13 protein-coding genes are annotated in these 16,287 nt (G+C 69.7%); 9 read left to right on the forward strand and 4 right to left on the reverse strand.

Translation table 11 applies throughout. From position 1 onward, the window contains the following. Positions 1-280: 280 nt before the first annotated feature. The 6 genes from ABT130_RS43490 to ABT130_RS43515 all read left to right on the forward strand — a co-directional run bounded on the left by ABT130_RS43490 (position 281) and on the right by ABT130_RS43515 (position 7,934). Positions 281-667: a tautomerase family protein gene (locus ABT130_RS43490; RefSeq protein ID WP_350965754.1), complete on the forward strand. Its 387-nt coding sequence runs from the start codon at positions 281-283 to the stop codon at positions 665-667. A gap of 171 nt (positions 668-838) precedes the next feature. Further along, entirely contained in the window at positions 839-1,582 is a 744-nt protein-coding gene (locus ABT130_RS43495; protein ID WP_350965767.1) for a 3-hydroxybutyrate dehydrogenase, read from the forward strand. Between the two features lie 370 nt (positions 1,583-1,952). After that, positions 1,953-4,007, forward strand: a complete 2,055-nt coding sequence (locus tag ABT130_RS43500; RefSeq protein WP_350965756.1) for a helix-turn-helix domain-containing protein — start codon at positions 1,953-1,955, stop codon at positions 4,005-4,007. A 207-nt stretch (positions 4,008-4,214) separates the two neighbouring features. Further along, complete coding sequence (locus ABT130_RS43505) at positions 4,215-5,534, forward strand: MFS transporter (RefSeq protein WP_350926679.1); 1,320 nt, start codon at positions 4,215-4,217, stop codon at positions 5,532-5,534. Positions 5,535-5,553: 19 nt separating this feature from the next. Next, the gene (locus ABT130_RS43510; RefSeq protein ID WP_350965758.1) at positions 5,554-6,576 is read left to right on the forward strand and encodes an alpha/beta fold hydrolase; all 1,023 of its coding nucleotides are present in this window, start codon (positions 5,554-5,556) and stop codon (positions 6,574-6,576) included. Positions 6,577-6,584: 8 nt separating this feature from the next. Beyond that, positions 6,585-7,934, forward strand: a complete 1,350-nt coding sequence (locus tag ABT130_RS43515; RefSeq protein WP_350965759.1) for a tannase/feruloyl esterase family alpha/beta hydrolase — start codon at positions 6,585-6,587, stop codon at positions 7,932-7,934. Positions 7,935-7,976: 42 nt separating this feature from the next. Here the strand turns inward: ABT130_RS43515 and ABT130_RS43520 are convergent, their stop codons facing one another. Together ABT130_RS43520 and ABT130_RS43525 are read right to left on the reverse strand one after the other, a co-directional pair. Further along, positions 7,977-9,953, reverse strand: a complete 1,977-nt coding sequence (locus tag ABT130_RS43520; RefSeq protein WP_350965761.1) for a glycosyltransferase family 2 protein — start codon at positions 9,951-9,953, stop codon at positions 7,977-7,979. Positions 9,954-10,013: 60 nt separating this feature from the next. Continuing rightward, entirely contained in the window at positions 10,014-10,739 is a 726-nt protein-coding gene (locus tag ABT130_RS43525) for an aggregation-promoting factor C-terminal-like domain-containing protein (protein WP_350926687.1), read from the reverse strand. A gap of 301 nt (positions 10,740-11,040) precedes the next feature. On the opposite strand from ABT130_RS43525, the gene ABT130_RS43530 reads away from it, so the two are divergent. The 3 genes from ABT130_RS43530 to ABT130_RS43540 are packed head-to-tail and all read left to right on the forward strand — an operon-like array spanning position 11,041 to position 13,663. Next, entirely contained in the window at positions 11,041-11,715 is a 675-nt protein-coding gene (locus ABT130_RS43530) for a response regulator (protein ID WP_030910870.1), read from the forward strand. Further along, positions 11,712-13,118, forward strand: a complete 1,407-nt coding sequence (locus ABT130_RS43535; RefSeq protein ID WP_350965763.1) for an ATP-binding protein — start codon at positions 11,712-11,714, stop codon at positions 13,116-13,118. Before ABT130_RS43530 ends, ABT130_RS43535 begins: the two co-directional genes overlap by 4 nt. After that, positions 13,115-13,663: a hypothetical protein gene (locus tag ABT130_RS43540; protein ID WP_350926692.1), complete on the forward strand. Its 549-nt coding sequence runs from the start codon at positions 13,115-13,117 to the stop codon at positions 13,661-13,663. Before ABT130_RS43535 ends, ABT130_RS43540 begins: the two co-directional genes overlap by 4 nt. A 139-nt stretch (positions 13,664-13,802) precedes the next feature. Here the strand turns inward: ABT130_RS43540 and phoH2 are convergent, their stop codons facing one another. Both phoH2 and ABT130_RS43550 read right to left on the reverse strand, forming a co-directional pair. Beyond that, the gene (phoH2, locus tag ABT130_RS43545; protein WP_350965765.1) at positions 13,803-15,125 is read right to left on the reverse strand and encodes an RNA 5'-3' helicase PhoH2; all 1,323 of its coding nucleotides are present in this window, start codon (positions 15,123-15,125) and stop codon (positions 13,803-13,805) included. A 242-nt stretch (positions 15,126-15,367) separates the two neighbouring features. After that, on the reverse strand, positions 15,368-16,135 hold the full coding sequence (locus tag ABT130_RS43550) for an isoprenyl transferase (RefSeq protein WP_343977706.1): 768 nt from the start codon (positions 16,133-16,135) through the stop codon (positions 15,368-15,370). Positions 16,136-16,287: the final 152 nt, after the last annotated feature.

Below are 16,287 nucleotides of genomic sequence, written 5' to 3' on the forward strand. Positions count from 1 at the left end.
GGTCACCGCAGCACGCTGCGGCTCCCTCCTCCGCCTTGCGAGACACCACCTGACCGATCCTCGCCACGGCAAGATCCACAGGACAGGGCCTAGCTCCCACCTACCGCACCTCCGCTCACCACGGTCGCCCGGACGCGCCCCGCCGCGTCGTGCCGCGGCTCCCTTCCCGCCTCGCGAGGCACCGCCTGACCGGCCCACGCCACGGCGAGACCCGCAGGGCGGTGCCCGGAGCCGCGACCCGACCCGCGCCGTGCACCGGTCACCTGCGAGACTTCGAGACATGACCCAGATCAAGTTCTACGGCCGCCGGGACGTGTGGTCCGTCCGGCGTCAGGAGATCTCCGACACCGTCCACGGCTGCCTGGTGGACGTCTGGCAGCTCCCCGAGGACAAGCGGTTCCACCGCTTCCTGCTGCTGGACGCCGAGGACCTGGTCTGCCCGCAGCGGAGCGAGCGGTACCTCATCGTGGAGATCGTCTGTTTCGGCGGCCGGTCGGACGAGGCCAAGCGCGCGCTGATCCGCGCCCTGTTCACCAGGACCGGGGAGGCACTCGATCTCCCCGCCGAGGACCTGGAGATCGTGATCCTGGAGTCGCCCAAGGTCAACTGGGGCATCCGCGGCCTCCCCGGCGACGAGCTGACGCTCATGTATCCGGTCACCATCTGAGACACCGCCTTCCCCTCGGCGGTGGCCGGCCCGGAGGCTCGTACTCCGGCACGCATCGACATCTCCCCGAACCGGGCGGGAGGCGGAGTCAGGCCACATATATCGGGAATGGAGTGTGGGGGTGGGCGACATGGGCTGGGATTCAGGTCATTGCCTAGATTCGGCAGCATGATGGACCTAGCGGGTCGGCGCGCCGTGGTGACCGGGGCGGGCAGCGGAATCGGGCGCGCCTGCGCGCACCGGCTGGCCGCGGCCGGAGCACACGTGCTGGTGGTCGACATCGACGCCGAGGCCGCGGCCAAGGTCGCCGCGGAGATCTCGGGGACACCCGTCGTCGCGGACCTGTCGACACCGGACTTCACCCGGGTGATCCCGCCCGGCACGGACATCCTGGTGAACAACGCGGGATTCCAGCACGTCGCCCCGATCGAGAAGTTTCCCCCCGAGGTGTTCTCCAAAATACTCAAAGTGATGGTGGAGGCGCCCTTCCTGCTGGTCAGGGAGACGCTGCCGGGAATGTACGAGCGCGGCTGGGGCCGGATCGTCAACATCTCCTCGGTCCACGGACTCCGCGCCTCGCCCTACAAGTCCGCGTACGTCACCGCCAAGCACGCCCTCGAAGGGCTGTCCAAGGTGATCGCCCTGGAGGGCGCCCCGCACGGCGTCACCTCCAACTGCGTCAGCCCCGCCTACGTCCGCACCCCCCTGGTGGAGAACCAGATCGGCGCCCAGGCCGGGACCCACGGCATCGGCAGGGACGAGGTGGTCGAGCAGATCATGCTCGCCCCCGCCGCCATCAAACGGCTCATCGAACCCGCGGAGGTCGCCGAACTCGTCGCCTACCTCTGCGGCCCGCACGCCTCCTCCATAACCGGCACCTCCCTCCCCCTCGACGGCGGCTGGACCGCCCGCTGACCCCCATGAGACCGTGCCGGGGACCGGACCGAGCAGTGAAGGAGCCGGCTAAGAGCGGCCGACTGCTCGTAAGGACGCGACATAAGGGACGGGCCAAACGCCCCATCCCAAGGGACTACCCGTGAGGCCGCGCCGGCGACTGGACTGAGGAGCGCCGTGAGGCCGCGCCGGGGACTGGACTGAGGAGTGAAGGAGCGAAGCGGATGAACGACGAGGGAAGGAGCCGGGTAAGAGCGGCCTCACCGCGACGCGCCAGCGTCGCCGACAACACGCAAAGACACAACATAGGGACGGGCCAAACGCCCCATCTCAAGGGACTACCCGTGAGGACGCGCCGGCGACTGGACTGAGGAACGAAGGAGCGCAGCGGATGAGTGACGAGGGAAGGAGCCGGGTAAGAGCGTCCGAACCGCGACGCGCCAGCGTCGCATTCAATACTGTCTTTCTTGAGCTGCTGGCCAGGGAGGCGTCGGCGGTCGAGTTCGAGGGACCCGTTCTCGCGGCGAGGAGCGCCGGGATCGGCGCAGAGGCGCTGGCCGAGCTGGAAGAGGCCAAGCTCACCGCGTTGAAGGTACGGGCGTTGCTGCGGCGCAGGGCGAAGCGCGAGGCGGAGCTGTCCGCGCTGTTCGACACGGCCGGCGACCTCGCGGGACTGCGGGATCTGGACGCCGTCCTGGAGGCCATCGTGCACCGGGCCAGGCAGTTGCTCGGCACCGATGCCGCCTACATGACACTGCACGACCCCGAGCGGGGCGACACCTGGATGCGGGTGACCGACGGCTCGGTCTCGGCGAAGTTCCGGGCGCTACGGCTGCCCATGGGCGCGGGTCTCGGCGGGCTGGTGGCCCAGACCGCCACCCCGTACTCGACCGCCGACTACTTCGCCGACGCGCGCTTCCGGCACAAGACCGACATCGACGACGCGGTGCTGGAGGAGGGGCTGGTCGCCATCCTCGGCGTGCCGCTCAAACTGGGCACTCGGGTGATCGGGGTGCTGTTCGCGGCCAATCGGAGCGTACGGCCCTTCACCCAGGACGAGGTCGTGCTGCTCGGCTCGCTGGCCGCGCACGCGGCGGTGGCGATCGACAACGCCCGGCTGCTGCAGGAGACCAGGAACGCGCTGGAGGAGCTCAGCGAGGCCAGCCGGCAGGTGAACGCGCACAGCCAGGCGGTGGAACGCGCGGCTCTCGCACACGACCGGATGACCGGTCTGGTGCTGCGCGGCGGCGGGGTCGAAGACGTGGCGGCGGTGGTGACGGAGGTGCTCGGCGGCTCGCTGACGGTGCTCGACGACGCCGGACGCCCGATCGCCGGGGACGCGAGCGTGCTGGAGGGCACGCTGGACGAGGAGACGCCCGACCGGGCGGAATCCGAGCAGAGATCGGCGCCGAGATCCACCCAAAGGTCGGCCCGGAAGCCGGCCCGGAGGTCCGGTGCCGGGCGGAAGGAGGGCTCCGGGCAGCCGCCGCGGAAGGCGGCGGACGTGATCGCGGACGCCGCACAGTCGTCGAGGGCGCTCGGGCGCACCGTGTGGCGGGGGAACCTGCTGGTCGCCTCGGTGGACGTGGGAGCGGAACCGCTGTGCACGCTGGTGTTGCGCAATGGCGGCCAGATGTCGGACGCCGATCATCGCATCCTGGAGCGGGCCGCGCTGGTCACCGCGTTGCTACTGCTGTTCCGGCGCACGGTGGCCGAGGCGGAGGGCCGGGTCAGGGGCGAGCTGCTCGACGACCTGATCTCACGACCCGAACTCGACGGCCTGGCCGATCGCGCCCGGCGGGTGGGCGTGAACCTGGACGCCGACCACGTGGTGGTCGTGGTCCGCCACGGCGGCGGGCGGGAGCGGGCCGCCTTCTGGGCGTCCTCCCAGGCGGCCCTGCACCACGGCCTGGCCGCCCAGCGCGGTGACGAGGTGGTCCTGCTGCTGCCGGGGGACCGGCCCGGCCCGCTGGCGAAGCGGGTGGCGGCCGAACTGAGCGCCTCACTGGGCCACCCGGCCACGGCGGGCGCCGGAGGACCCGTACGCGGCGCCGCGGAGGTGGCCGCGGGGCACCGGGAGGCCCAGCGCTGCGCCGACGCCCTGGTGGCCCTGGGGCGAGCCGGAGACGGTGCCGACGCCAGAGAGCTCGGCTTCGTCGGACTGCTGGTCGGCGAGGGACGCGACATCGGGGCGTTCCTCACCTCGACGCTCGGCCCGGTGATCGACTACGACGCCCGCAAGGGCACCGCGCTGGTGCGGACGCTCACCGCGTACTTCGGCGTGGGCGGCTCGCTGTCGCGTACGAGCGAGACCCTGCACATCCATGTCAACACGGTCACCCAGCGCCTGGATCGGATCGGCCAGCTCCTCGGCGACGACTGGCAGGCGCCCGACCGGGCCCTGGAGATCCAACTCGCCCTCCGCCTGCACCGCCTCAGCGGCTGACTCGGCGGCCCACGCGGTCCTCCGCTCCGATCCCCCGGCGGCGCCGATCCCCTGCCGCCGAGCCCGGCCGCCGCGGGCGTATCGCACGGCCCCGAACACCCACATAGGACGTTTGTCGGCTATGGCTGTCATCCCCATAGGAGTGACGCCGGTCACTACGTACGGTAGCCGAAATCCCCCCAACGGCGACTCCCCCTGGTGAGTGAGATGGCAGAGAAAACCCGAACCCCCATCGGAAAGATCGTCGGCGCCAGCCTCATCGGCACCACGATCGAGTGGTATGACTTCTTCCTTTACGGTTCCGCCGCCGCCCTGGTCTTCCCGAAGCTCTTCTTCCCCGAGTCGGAGCCGCTGACCGGCACCCTGCTGGCGTTCCTGACCTACGCGGTGGGCTTCGTGGCCCGCCCGCTGGGCGCACTGGTCTTCGGGCACTACGGCGACCGGGTCGGCCGCAAGAAGCTGCTGGTGCTCAGCCTGCTGCTGATGGGCGGGGCGACCTTCCTGATCGGCTGCCTGCCGACCCACGCCGCGATCGGCATGGTGGCACCGCTGCTGCTGACCCTGCTCCGGCTCGTCCAGGGCTTCGCCCTCGGCGGTGAGTGGGGAGGCGCGGTGCTCATCGTCTCCGAGCACGGCGACGCGGAGCGCCGCGGCTTCTGGGCCTCCTGGCCGCAGGCGGGCGCCCCCGGCGGCAACCTGCTGGCCACCGCCGTGCTGGCGGCGCTGGCCGCGATCCAGACGGAGGAGGCCTTCCTGAGCTGGGGATGGCGGGTGCCCTTCCTGCTCTCCGGCGTGCTGGTACTGGTCGGCATGTGGATCCGGCTGTCCATCAGCGAGTCGCCGGTCTTCCAGCAGGCCGTCGCCAACGCCGAGCCCGCCCCGTCCATGCCGATCATCGAGGTGTTCAGGCACCACTGGCGGGACGTGATCACCGCGATCGGCGCCCGCTTCGCGGAGAACGTCTCCTACTACATCCTCACCGCGTTCGTGCTGGTCTACGCGACGACGTCGGCGGGGCTGACGAAGCCCGTCGTGCTCAACGCGGTGCTGATCGGGTCGGCCGTCCACTTCGTCTCGATCCCGCTGTGGGGGGCGCTCTCCGACCGGCTCGGCCGCCGCCCCGTCTACCTGCTCGGCGCCGCCGGGGTGGGCCTGTGGGCCTTCGCCTTCTTCCCGCTGATCGACACGAAGAACTTCGCCGCGGTGACCCTGGCGGTGACCGTCGGGCTGATCCTGCACGGTGCGATGTACGGCCCGCAGGCGGCGTTCTTCTCCGAGTTGTTCGCCACCAGGATGCGCTACTCGGGCGTGTCGATCGGCTCGCAGCTCGCCTCGATCATCGCGGGCGGCCTGGCCCCGCTGATCGCGGTGGCCCTGCTGAGCGCCTACGAGTCGTCGCTGCCGGTCATGCTGTACGTGGTCGGAGCCGCCGTACTCACCCTGATCACCGTGTATGTCTCACGTGAGACCCGGGGACGTGACCTCGTCACCCTCGGTACCCGCGACGAAGCCCCGACCACCCGCTGAGCATATGGAGAGACATCTGATGCGCATCGAGAACCGGCGGGTACCCACCGCCCGCATCACCCAGAACGTGCTGTCCGTCGCCGATGAGGCGGCAGGTGGCGAGCCGGTGCTGTTCGTGCACGGGAACGTGTCGAGCTCCGCCTTCTGGCGGGACACGTTGCTCGCCCTGGCGGAGGCGGGTCACCGGCCGCTCGCCGTCGACCTGCGGGGCTTCGGCGACACCGAGCCGGCCCCGGTCGATGCCACCCGCGGCCTGCGGGACTACTCCGACGACGTGCTCGCCCTCATCGACGCCCTCGGGCTGGACGGCGTGCACCTGGTCGGCTGGAGCATGGGCGGCGGGGTGGTGCTGCAGGCGCTGCGGGACCGGCCGGCCGTCGTGCGGAGCGTGACGCTGGTCAATCCGGTCTCCCCGTACGGCTTCGGCGGCACACACGGCCCCGACGGGGCGCTGAACCACCCCGACGGCACGGGCGCCGGCGGCGGGTCGGCGAACCCGGACTTCGTGAAGCTGCTCGCGGCGGGGGACGCCTCCGACGACTCCCCGACGTCACCGAGGAACGTGATGCGGACCACGTACGTGAAGCCCGGCACAGTGATCAAGGACGAGGACGCCCTGGTCGCGTCGATGCTCTCCACGAGGGTCGGCGATGACCACTACCCGGGCGACGTGGTGGCCTCGGAGGAGTGGCCGGGGGTGCGTCCCGGCACGCGGGGCGTGCTCAACTCCTTCTCACCGACGCATTTCCGGATCGACGACCTGCACACGATCGACCCGAAGCCGCCGATCCTGTGGGTCAGGGGCGAGGCCGACGTGATCGTCTCCGACACCTCGCTGTTCGACCTGGCCCACCTGGGCGCCCTGGGCGTCGTCCCCGGCTCCCCCGGCACCCCGGCGCAGCCGATGATCGCCCAGACCCGCGCCGTCCTGGAACGGTACGGCCCGTACACCGAGGTAGTCCTGGACAGCGGTCACAGCCCGCACATCGAGCGCCCCATCGAGTTCCGCACCGCCCTCAACGACCATCTGAAGCGGAGCTGACAGTGTCCATGGCAACACCATCGCGTCGTGGTTGGGCCGGAGGGCTCGCCGCCGTCGTCTTCACCGCCCTCCTGGCGGCCGGTCCCGCGGCGAGCGCGGGGACCTCTCCCGCGCACTGCGCCCGGCTGGACCGGGTGGTGGTGCCGGGGGCCGAGCACCAGGTGAAGGCGTGCCTGGACGACCTCACGACGGCCGGCACGATCGTCTCCGGGCACACCGACCCGGCCGACTGGGCGGGCCTGCACCCGGCGGGGGCGGTCAACCCCACGGGCGTGCCCGGCATCCAGGTCGACGGCTACTTCCCCGACACCTCGACCTCCAACACGACGCATGGCTGGAACCACGACTCGCAGTTCGTGCTCCGGCTGCCCGACGACTGGAACGGCGGGCTGGTGGTCGCGGGCACCCCCGGCAACAGGGAGCAGTACGCGAACGACTTCACCATCTCCGACTGGGCGCTGGCCAGGGGCTACGCCTACGCCGTGACGGACAAGGGCAACGTCGGCGTCACCTTCTACCAGGACGGCCGCAGGCCCGGCGACGCGGTCGCGGAGTGGAACGACCGGGTCACGCAGGTCGCGGTCGCGGCCAAGGCCGTCGTCGCACAGCGCTACGGCAGGCTCCCGAAGCGGACCTACGCGGCGGGCATCTCCAACGGCGGATACCTGGTCCGCTGGCAGTTGGAGAACCGGGCCTGGCTCTATGACGGCGGGATCGACTGGGAGGGCACGCTCTGGCGGGTCAAGGGCGACAACCTGCTCAACTACCTGCCCCCGGCGCTGCGGGCCTACCCGGCGGGCGACACCCAGGCGATGTACGACGCCGGGTTCGCACGCGGGTCGGAGTTCCTGTGGCCCTTCCACTACCAGTACTACTGGGACCTGACCCAGCGCGTCTACCGCGAGGAGCTCGACCCCACCTTCGACGGCGACACCGAGGCGGGCACCCCGTTCTGCGCCTCGGGCACCCCCGCCTGCGACGCCGACTACGACTACGACGTGCGCAAGCCGTACGCGGCGGTGCGGAAGATCGGGCTCACCGGCCGGATCGGCAAACCGCTGATCACGATCCACGGCACGCTGGACACGCTGCTGCCGATCTCCCGCTCCGGTGACGTCTACGCGGAGATGGTCGGCGGGCACCGGCCGTTCCGGTACTACCGGGTCACCGACGGAACCCATGTGGACAGCCTCTACGCCGCCTACCCCGACAGGCTTCGCCCGCTGCTGCCGTGCTTCCGCAGCGCGTTCGAGGCCATGGAGGGCTGGGTGGAGCGCGGGCAGAACCCGCCGCCGAGCGCGACCCTGCCGAGGCCCTCCGGCGGTGACCTGCCCAACGAGTGCCGGCTGGGCGCCTGATGCGGCCGGCGGTACGGGTGACCGGTCTCCGCCCGGCGAATGTCAGCTGAGCATGTAGCGGCGCTGCATGGTCTTGGTGACCCGGACCGCGTTCCTGACCCCCGGTATCCGCAGCGCGAGGCGTTTCAGCAGCGGGTACCAGGGCTCGGGAGGCCGGGCCGCGGCGGACTTGAGGATCTCCACTCGCCCGCCGCGGTTCATCTCCATCTTGAAGCGGAGCCCGGTCTCCTTACCGTCCACCCGTAGGAAGGGCGCCCAGACGCCCGGCGCGAGGAACCCCTCCCGGTACGCCAGCCGGGTCGGGATCTTGGCGATCAGCCGCCCGGCGAGCTGCCCGGGGACGCCCGGCTCGACCAGGGCGGGCGCGGCGACCTCGCGTTCCCTGCCGGTGGTCTGGCGGAGCACCAGCTCCACGGGCGGCCCCCCGCTCGGCGGCACGTACGGCACGGGCACGACCACGAAGACGTGCTTGCGCTGCCTGATCACCGTCGTACCCGGCGAGACCAGGACGATCGACTCGGAGAACGAGCGGGGCTCCACGCAGATCCCCAGCTCCCCCCGGTCCGACCACCAGGGGACGACCAGCCGCTTGGAGTAGTCGGCGACCACCCCGGTGCAGTTCAGCGGGGATCCGGTCACCCGGGTACGGGCCTGCTGAGCCCCCCCGTACATGCGCACGTGGATCTCCCAGAGCCCCGGCGGCAGCGGGCCGTCCACGGCCGCCGAGTCGACGTCCAGCCGTGCCGTGCCGGTGACCTGGAGCCTGACCCCGTTACGGTGACGGCAGCGGATCATCGAGCACTCCACCGGCAGGAGGTAGACGACCCCGGTCTCCTCGTGCCTGATGTAGACCTCGAACCGCGCCCTGGCGGCGGCCTGGCTGACGTCGGCCATCTCGGGTGGGAGGCGGAGCCCGTCCAGAGGCACCGGAGGCTCCCAGAGCAGGCCGTCCTGCCCGTAGGGGATGAAGCGCATCGGGGTGCCGTCGGACTGCATGATCTCCACGGTCAGCCCCATGGTGAGCACGCCGTCGTCCCAGACGACGTCCGTCAGGTCGGCCTGGAGGTGGATGCCCTGGGTGGCTCCGGCCAGCATGACGAGCTGGTCGAGCCTGCCCGCCCGCAGCAGCGCGGCGCGGGCCCGCAACTGCACCGGCAGCAGCAGGTCGAGGCGCGGGGGGAAACGCTGGACCACCAGCTCGCGCAGGGTCGTGAAGGTGGCCGCCCGGCCCAGGGAGGAGGTGGCGAACGCACCTCCGCCGAGCCGTCGCAGCACCGCGGTGCGGAACCACTGGGCGTACATCCGATCGCGCCTGCGGCCCTCGGGGACCTCGTCGTCGATGATGTCGAGCAGCTCGCGCAACTCGGCGGCCCAGACGTACGGGTCCTCCTGCGGCTCGGGCCGCTCGGCGACGTGACAGCAGACCTGGTCGGCCATGACCACGATGATCTTGGCCCGCAGGTAGGCGCGGACGACGAAGGCCTGCTCGGCCAGGCGCCCGCCGGGGTCGGAGAAGTTCAGCGCCTCGTCGTCGAGAAAGGCCCTGCGGAAGAGCTTGTGCGGGGTGAGCAGCGTGAGCAGCCGGTCCTTGACCACGTCGGCACGCTCACGGTTGACGTCGAAGACCGGGGAGGGCGGCTTCTGGTCGTCGACCAGCCGCCCGATGAGGATGTCGGCCTCGGTCTCCACGGCACGCCGGTACATCAGCTCCAGAGCCATCCGTTCCAGACGGTCGGTCTGGCCGAGCATGTAGACGTACTCGCCTCTGGCCACCATGAGTGCGACGTTGCGGCCGCGCATCGGCGAACCGGTCCGCTCCAGGTGGAGCACCTTGACGTTCGACCGCACCGCGGCCACCGCGTCGAGGCGCTGCTGGATCCCGTCGTCGGAGCCGTCGTCGGCGAAGATCACCTCGTAGTCCTCGGAGGCCATCGACTGTTCCAGCACCGACCGGATACAGGCGTCGGCGCCATCACCGGGGTTGTGCACCGGCACTACCACGCTGACCTTCACATCCATGCGGCCAAGGGTGCGATGCCCGGGGCCGGGAGACGGTCAGACTTGCCGAGTCCTGGTCTCTCAGTACCAGCCTTTGGCCTGGGAATGGGCCCAGGCCCCACAGGGCGTGCCGTAGCGGCCCTTGATGTAGGTGAGCCCCCACTCGATCTGGGTGGCCGGGTTGGTCTGCCAGTCGCTTCCCGAGCTGGCCATCTTGTGGCCGGGGAGGGACTGGGGGATGCCGTAGGCGCCACTGGAGGTGTTCATGGCGCGCTCGTTCCAGCCGCTCTCCTTCATCCAGAGCTTCTCCAGGCAGCCCCACTGGTCGGCCCAGCCCCTGGACTCCAGCATCTGCTTGCCCAGCGCCCTGTTGCCGGTCGGGTTGGCGGTGCCCGGGGGGAGTCGCTGCGGATTGAACCCGCCACCGCCCGGCGCCTCGTCAACGATCTTGACCGGGTTGAGCACCTTGCGGTTCTCCCGCTCGGCGGCGATCTTGTCGGCCTTGAGCGCCTGGGCCGCCTGGGCCTTCAGCATGTCGGACTCCAGGTCGGAGCCGAACGGGTCGGAGCCGAGCACCTGCGCCATCTCTTCCAGGGTGAGCGGCTGCGTGGGCGCCGAGGCGTTCTGGACCGCGGTGTAGGCGGTGAAGGCTCCGCCACCCACCACGACCACGATCGCGGTGCCCAGGATCAGGACGCGTTTGGGGGTCAGACGGCCTGGTGTCTTCGTCCTGGCCGTTCTGCGGTTCGCACGGCGGGCACGGGGCGCCGCCGAGCGGTCCTTCAGTTGCTGTGATCCTGGACTCACGACCTATGAGCTTGCCGTGCGGAGGGGGGTGGTCCGCAACCGGATCGGAAGACTTGGTCGGCGCCATACGAGATCCACCGGGCTTCTCCTAAGCTAATCACCAGGCCACGGGCGCTTTCCCGACAAGGAAAAGATGGAAGTGATTTTGCTCACATTTTACCCTACGGCGCCGCTTCGCCTCTCTATGTGATCACGGGAGCGCCCGAATCATGGTTTGACTACCTTATTCAGGTACTGTTTGCCTTATGTCAGGGTTCGTGACCTGGCAGATCCATCCAAGCCTTGGGAGAATGATTACCCGGTGGCAGGCATCCTCCTCGTCGAAGACGACCCCTCGGTCAGGACCGGGCTTGAGCTGGCGCTCACCCGGCAGGGCCACTCCGTCACCGCATACGCCAGCGGTGAGGAGGCGCTTGAGCACATCAGGTCCCGCCGCCCCGAGATCGCCATCCTGGACGTCATGCTGCCCGGCATCGACGGCGTCGAGGTGTGCCGCCGCATCCGCAGGCTGGACCAGCTTCCGGTGATCCTGCTCACCGCCAGGGGCGACGACCTCGACGTGGTCGTGGGGCTGGAGGCCGGGGCCGACGACTACGTGGTCAAGCCGGTCGAGCCGCGAGTGCTGGACGCCCGTATCCGCGCCGTCCTGCGCCGGATGGAGTCGGTCGCCTCCGACCGCATCACCTTCGGCGACCTGGTCATCGACAGGGGCGCGCTGAAGGTGTCGCTGAGCGGCCGCGAGGTCCACCTCACCCCCACCGAACTGCGCCTCCTGCTCGAACTCGTCCGCCATCCCGGCCAGGTGCTCAACCGCAGGTACCTGCTGCGGGCCGTCTGGGACCACACGCACGTCGCGGACTCCCGGCTGGTCGACGCCTGTGTCCAGCGGGTCCGCGCCAAGATAGAGGCGGTTCCCGCCGAGCCCGAGTTCATCCACACGGTACGGGGATTCGGCTACCGGTTCAGCCCACCGTGAAACGGACCCACACCGGCCTGCGCGGCCGTCTGGTGATCACCTTCACCCTGATCGCCGTCACCGCCTCCTCGCTGGTCGCCGGGATCGGCTACGAGTTCGTCAAGAGCCGCATGATCGGACGTGCCGAGCAGGTGGCCGTGAGCGACGTGCGCGACATCCTGGAGGGCATCAGGGTGCCCATCGGCGCGCTCTGGCCCGGAGACAGCCCGCCGACCGACGACGAGATCAGCGCGCTGCAGAAGAGCCTGCGCCCGCAGGGCGGCAGGGTGGTGGTCCGCTACGAGGACTTCCTCTACCCCGACGGCGAATTCGGCATCAGGGACGTTCCCGGCGACCTCGCCGCCAGGGCCACCCAGCGGATGGTCGCCAAGCGGCAGACCATCAACGGCGGCATGTGGCTGCTCATCGGCACCCCGGTCTGGCGGATCGAGCCCATCCACACCGCCCAGCCCACCGGGATGACCGTCTTCGTGTTCGCCCCCCTCATCGAGGAGGAGCGCCTTCTCAGCGGCCTGCGGCAGCCGCTGGCCGTCGCCAGCGTCGCCATGCTGATCATCGCACTGGCCATGGGACTGCTGTCGGCCCGGCAGCTCCTGCTGCCGGTCAGGCGGCTCGGCTCCGCGGCCCGCGCGCTCGGCGCCGGCCACCTGGACACCCGCCTGCCCGTGCACGGCCAGGACGAGCTCGCCGAACTCACCGCCACGTTCAACGACACCGCCGCCGCCCTGGAACGGAGCGTCTCCGAGCTCCGCTCGCTGGAGGCGATGTCCCGCCGCTTCGTCGCCGACGTCTCCCACGAGCTCAGGACCCCGCTGACCGCGATGACCGCGGTCACCGACATGCTCTCCGAGGAGGCCGAGCGGCTGCCACCCGAGCCCGCGGCCGCCGTGCAGCTGGTGTTGCGGGAGATCGCGCGGCTGCGGACCCTGGTGGAGCAGCTCATCGAGGCGAGCCGGTTCGACTCGGGTACCGCGACGCTGAACGTGGACACCGTGAACATCATCGACGTGATCTGGGACTGCCTGGAGATGCGCGGCTGGTCGGACCAGGTACGGGTGAACGTGCCCCAGGGACTGGTCTTCTCCGTCGATCCCCGGCGATTCGACGTCATCGTGGCCAACCTGGTGGGCAACGCCCTACGCCACGGGGAGCCTCCCGTGATGGTGACCGCCCGCAGTACTCCGAACGGCCTGGAGGTGAAGGTGCGCGACCACGGCAAGGGCATCCCCGCCAAGGATCTGCCGTTTGTGTTCAACCGCTTCTACAAGGCGGGCGCCCGGGGCGACGGCAGCGGGCTCGGCCTGTCCATCGCGCGGGCCAACGCCCAGTTGCACGGCGGCACGATCTCGGTCCGCGCGCAGCGGCCGGGAACCCTCTTCACGGTCTGGCTGCCCCCGGCATGAGACGCCTCACCTGCCTGCTCGCCGCCCTCGCGGTCCTGTGCGGATGCGGCATCTCTCCCACCGAGGTCCAGGACTACGGCCGCCCGCCGGTGATCAGCTACAGCCCGACCTGGGTGACCGTCTATCTGCTCCGTGACGGACGGCTGGAACCGGCCAGGATCCCGGTGGTCTCCGACTCGGCCAAGAACATCATCGACACCCTCTTCCGGGCGGGCAAGCAGCCACCGAAACGGGGGCTGACCAGCGCGCTCAACAACTTCAGCCACTACGACACCAAAACCACCCGGTACTCCGACAACACCGACCAGCGCAACGATCCGGACGACAGCCTGGGCTACCGGCTGAATGTGATCATCACGGGCGAGGGCAGGATCTCCAAGGAGGGCCTCGCCCAGATCACCTGCACCATCCGGCAGAACAAGCAGGAGAGCATCTGGAGCGTCGAGATCACCCGGCTCTTTCCCGGAGTCCCGGAGTCGATGGGCGAGCACACCTGCTTCGAGTTCCGCAAGCTCGCGGCCCCCGGCGTGCGACTGCCGCCGTGAGCGCTCCTTGACGCCCGGTGTCGGGGGCCACGGCCGGCGCCCGCTGACCCGCGAATGACACGCGAAGCGCGGTCGCGGGTGCCTCACGACACCCGCGACCGCGCTTCGCGCGATCATGCCTGGAGGTCCAGGACGCCCGTCACATCGTGATGTCCTCCAGCATCTCGGTGACCAGCGCCGCGATCGGCGAGCGCTCCGAGCGGGTCAGCGTGACGTGCGCGAACAGCGGGTGCCCCTTGAGCTTCTCCACCACCGCCACGACGCCGTCGTGCCGGCCCACCCGCAGGTTGTCGCGCTGGGCGATGTCATGGGTGAGGACGACCCGGGAGTTGGCGCCGATCCGGCTCAGCACGGTGAGCAGCACCCCGCGCTCCAGCGACTGCGCCTCGTCCACGATGACGAAGGCGTCGTGCAGGGAACGGCCGCGGATGTGGGTGAGCGGAAGCACCTCCAGCATGCCCCGGTCCATCACCTCCTCGATCACCTCGGGTGTGGTGACCGCGCCCAGGGTGTCGTAGACGGCCTGGGCCCACGGGCTCATCTTCTCGTTCTCGGAACCCGGCAGGTAGCCCAGTTCCTGGCCGCCCACGGCGTACAGCGGGCGGAAGACGATGACCTTGCGGTGCTGGCGGCGCTCCAGCACCGCCTCCAGGCCCGCGCAGAGGGCGAGCGCGGACTTTCCGGTGCCCGCCCGGCCGCCCATCGAGACGATGCCGACCTCGGGGTCCATCAGCAGGTCGAGCGCGATCCGCTGCTCGGCGGAGCGGCCGTGCAGGCCGAACACCTCGCGGTCGCCGCGCACCAGCCGCACCGACTTGTCGGGCAGCACCCTGCCCAGCGCCGACCCCCTGCTCGACAGCAGCCGCAGGCCGGTGTGGGTGGGCAGGTCGCGAGCCTCCTCCAGGTCGGCGGTGCCGTGCTCGAAGAGCACCTCGATGTCCTCGGAGGTCACCTGGAGCTCCGCCATGCCTGTCCAGCCGGACTCGACCACGAGTTCGGCCCGGTACTCGTCCGCGGCGAGACCGATGGAGGCGGCCTTCACCCGCATCGGCAGGTCCTTGGAGACCAGCACCACGTCGTGTCCCTCGGCGGCGAGGGTACGGGCCACGGTCAGGATGCGGGTGTCGTTGTCGCCGAGCCGGAACCCGACGGGCAGGATGGACGGGTCACTGTGGTTGAGCTCGACCCGGATGGTGCCCTCGCCGATCGGCATGGGCTCGTCCAGCCGTCCGTGTGTCACCCTCAGGTCGTCGAGGTACCTCAGCGCCTTGCGCGCGAAGTATCCGAGCTCTGGATGATGGCGTTTGCCCTCCAACTCGGTGATGACGACGATCGGGATGACCACCTCATGCTCGGCGAAACGGCTCATCGCCGTTGGATCCGCCAGGAGCACCGAGGTGTCCAGGACGTACGTGCGCCGCTTGACTGCCGGCGACGTGGGTGAGGACGAAGGGTTTGCCACGCGTTCTCCCCCGGGCGCCAAGGACGGCGCCCTGCCATGAGCTGGGATGCGGACCGGCCTCGGACCCGCTCACGAGAATGCCGAGCAGGGACCGGGAACCGGCCCTCCTCAGCGAATCGTGACGCAAAGGCGGGCCCTCTCCGGCGTAGGTGAGTCGTGCTCTCCTACTTCTTACGGTACGTCCTGAATGCCCTACTTCCAACTGCTTAAGACTGACCGAAAGGGGTCGTTCATGTGGTGTTTCAGGAACCGTACCTACGGTGTCGCGCGGCGTAAGAGCGGAGGGCCCGCAAGAAGTCGACCCTGCGGAAGTCAGGCCAGTAGGCCTCGCAGAAGTAGAACTCGGAGTGGGCGCTCTGCCAGAGCAGGAAGCCGGAGAGCCGCTGCTCTCCCGAAGTGCGGATGACCAGATCCGGGTCGGGCTGGCCGCGCGTGTAGAGATGCTTCGCGATGTGCTCCACATCGAGGACCTCGACAAGGTCCTCGATGCTCGCGCCCTTGCTCGCGTGCTCCTGGAGAAGGGAGCGCACCGCATCAGCGATCTCACGCCTTCCTCCATACCCAACGGCAACGTTCACAATCAACCCGGGACGATGTGATGTCGCTTCTTTTGCATCTTTAAGCACACGAGCCGTGTGATCCGGCAAAAGATCTAGCGCACCCATGGGCTTGATGTGCCAGCCGTCGGCCACGAGTTCCTGGACCACATCCTCGATGATCTTCATCAGGGGGTCCAGCTCGTCCTTGGAACGGTTGATGTTCTCGCTGGAGAGCAGCCACACGGTGACGACCTCGACACCGGCCTCGCGGCACCAGCCGAGCAGCTCCGAGATCTTGTCCGCGCCCTTGCGATGCCCGCGGCTCACGTCGTCGATGCCCATCGAGCGTGCCCAGCGGCGGTTACCGTCAACGATCACGCCGACGTGCCGGGGAAACATCTCCCGCTGACGGGACAGCTTCGCTTCGAGCCGGCGCTCGTAGAGTCGATAGACGAGATCGCGCACGCCCATTGGAGCCCCTCCCTCAGCACCCGCCATGAATGGGCGCTGACAGGCAATTATCGCCGTCCCACGGACCCCTCCGCCCCCTCTACAGGGATCTGGCCGACTTGCCCGGCCTGTATGGTCCTAGGCATTCTTCGGCCTCTGAGAGGATTTCTTCC

Source organism: Streptosporangium sp. NPDC001681, assembly GCF_040298085.1.
In the GTDB taxonomy this organism is placed as follows: Bacteria; Actinomycetota; Actinomycetes; order Streptosporangiales; family Streptosporangiaceae; genus Streptosporangium.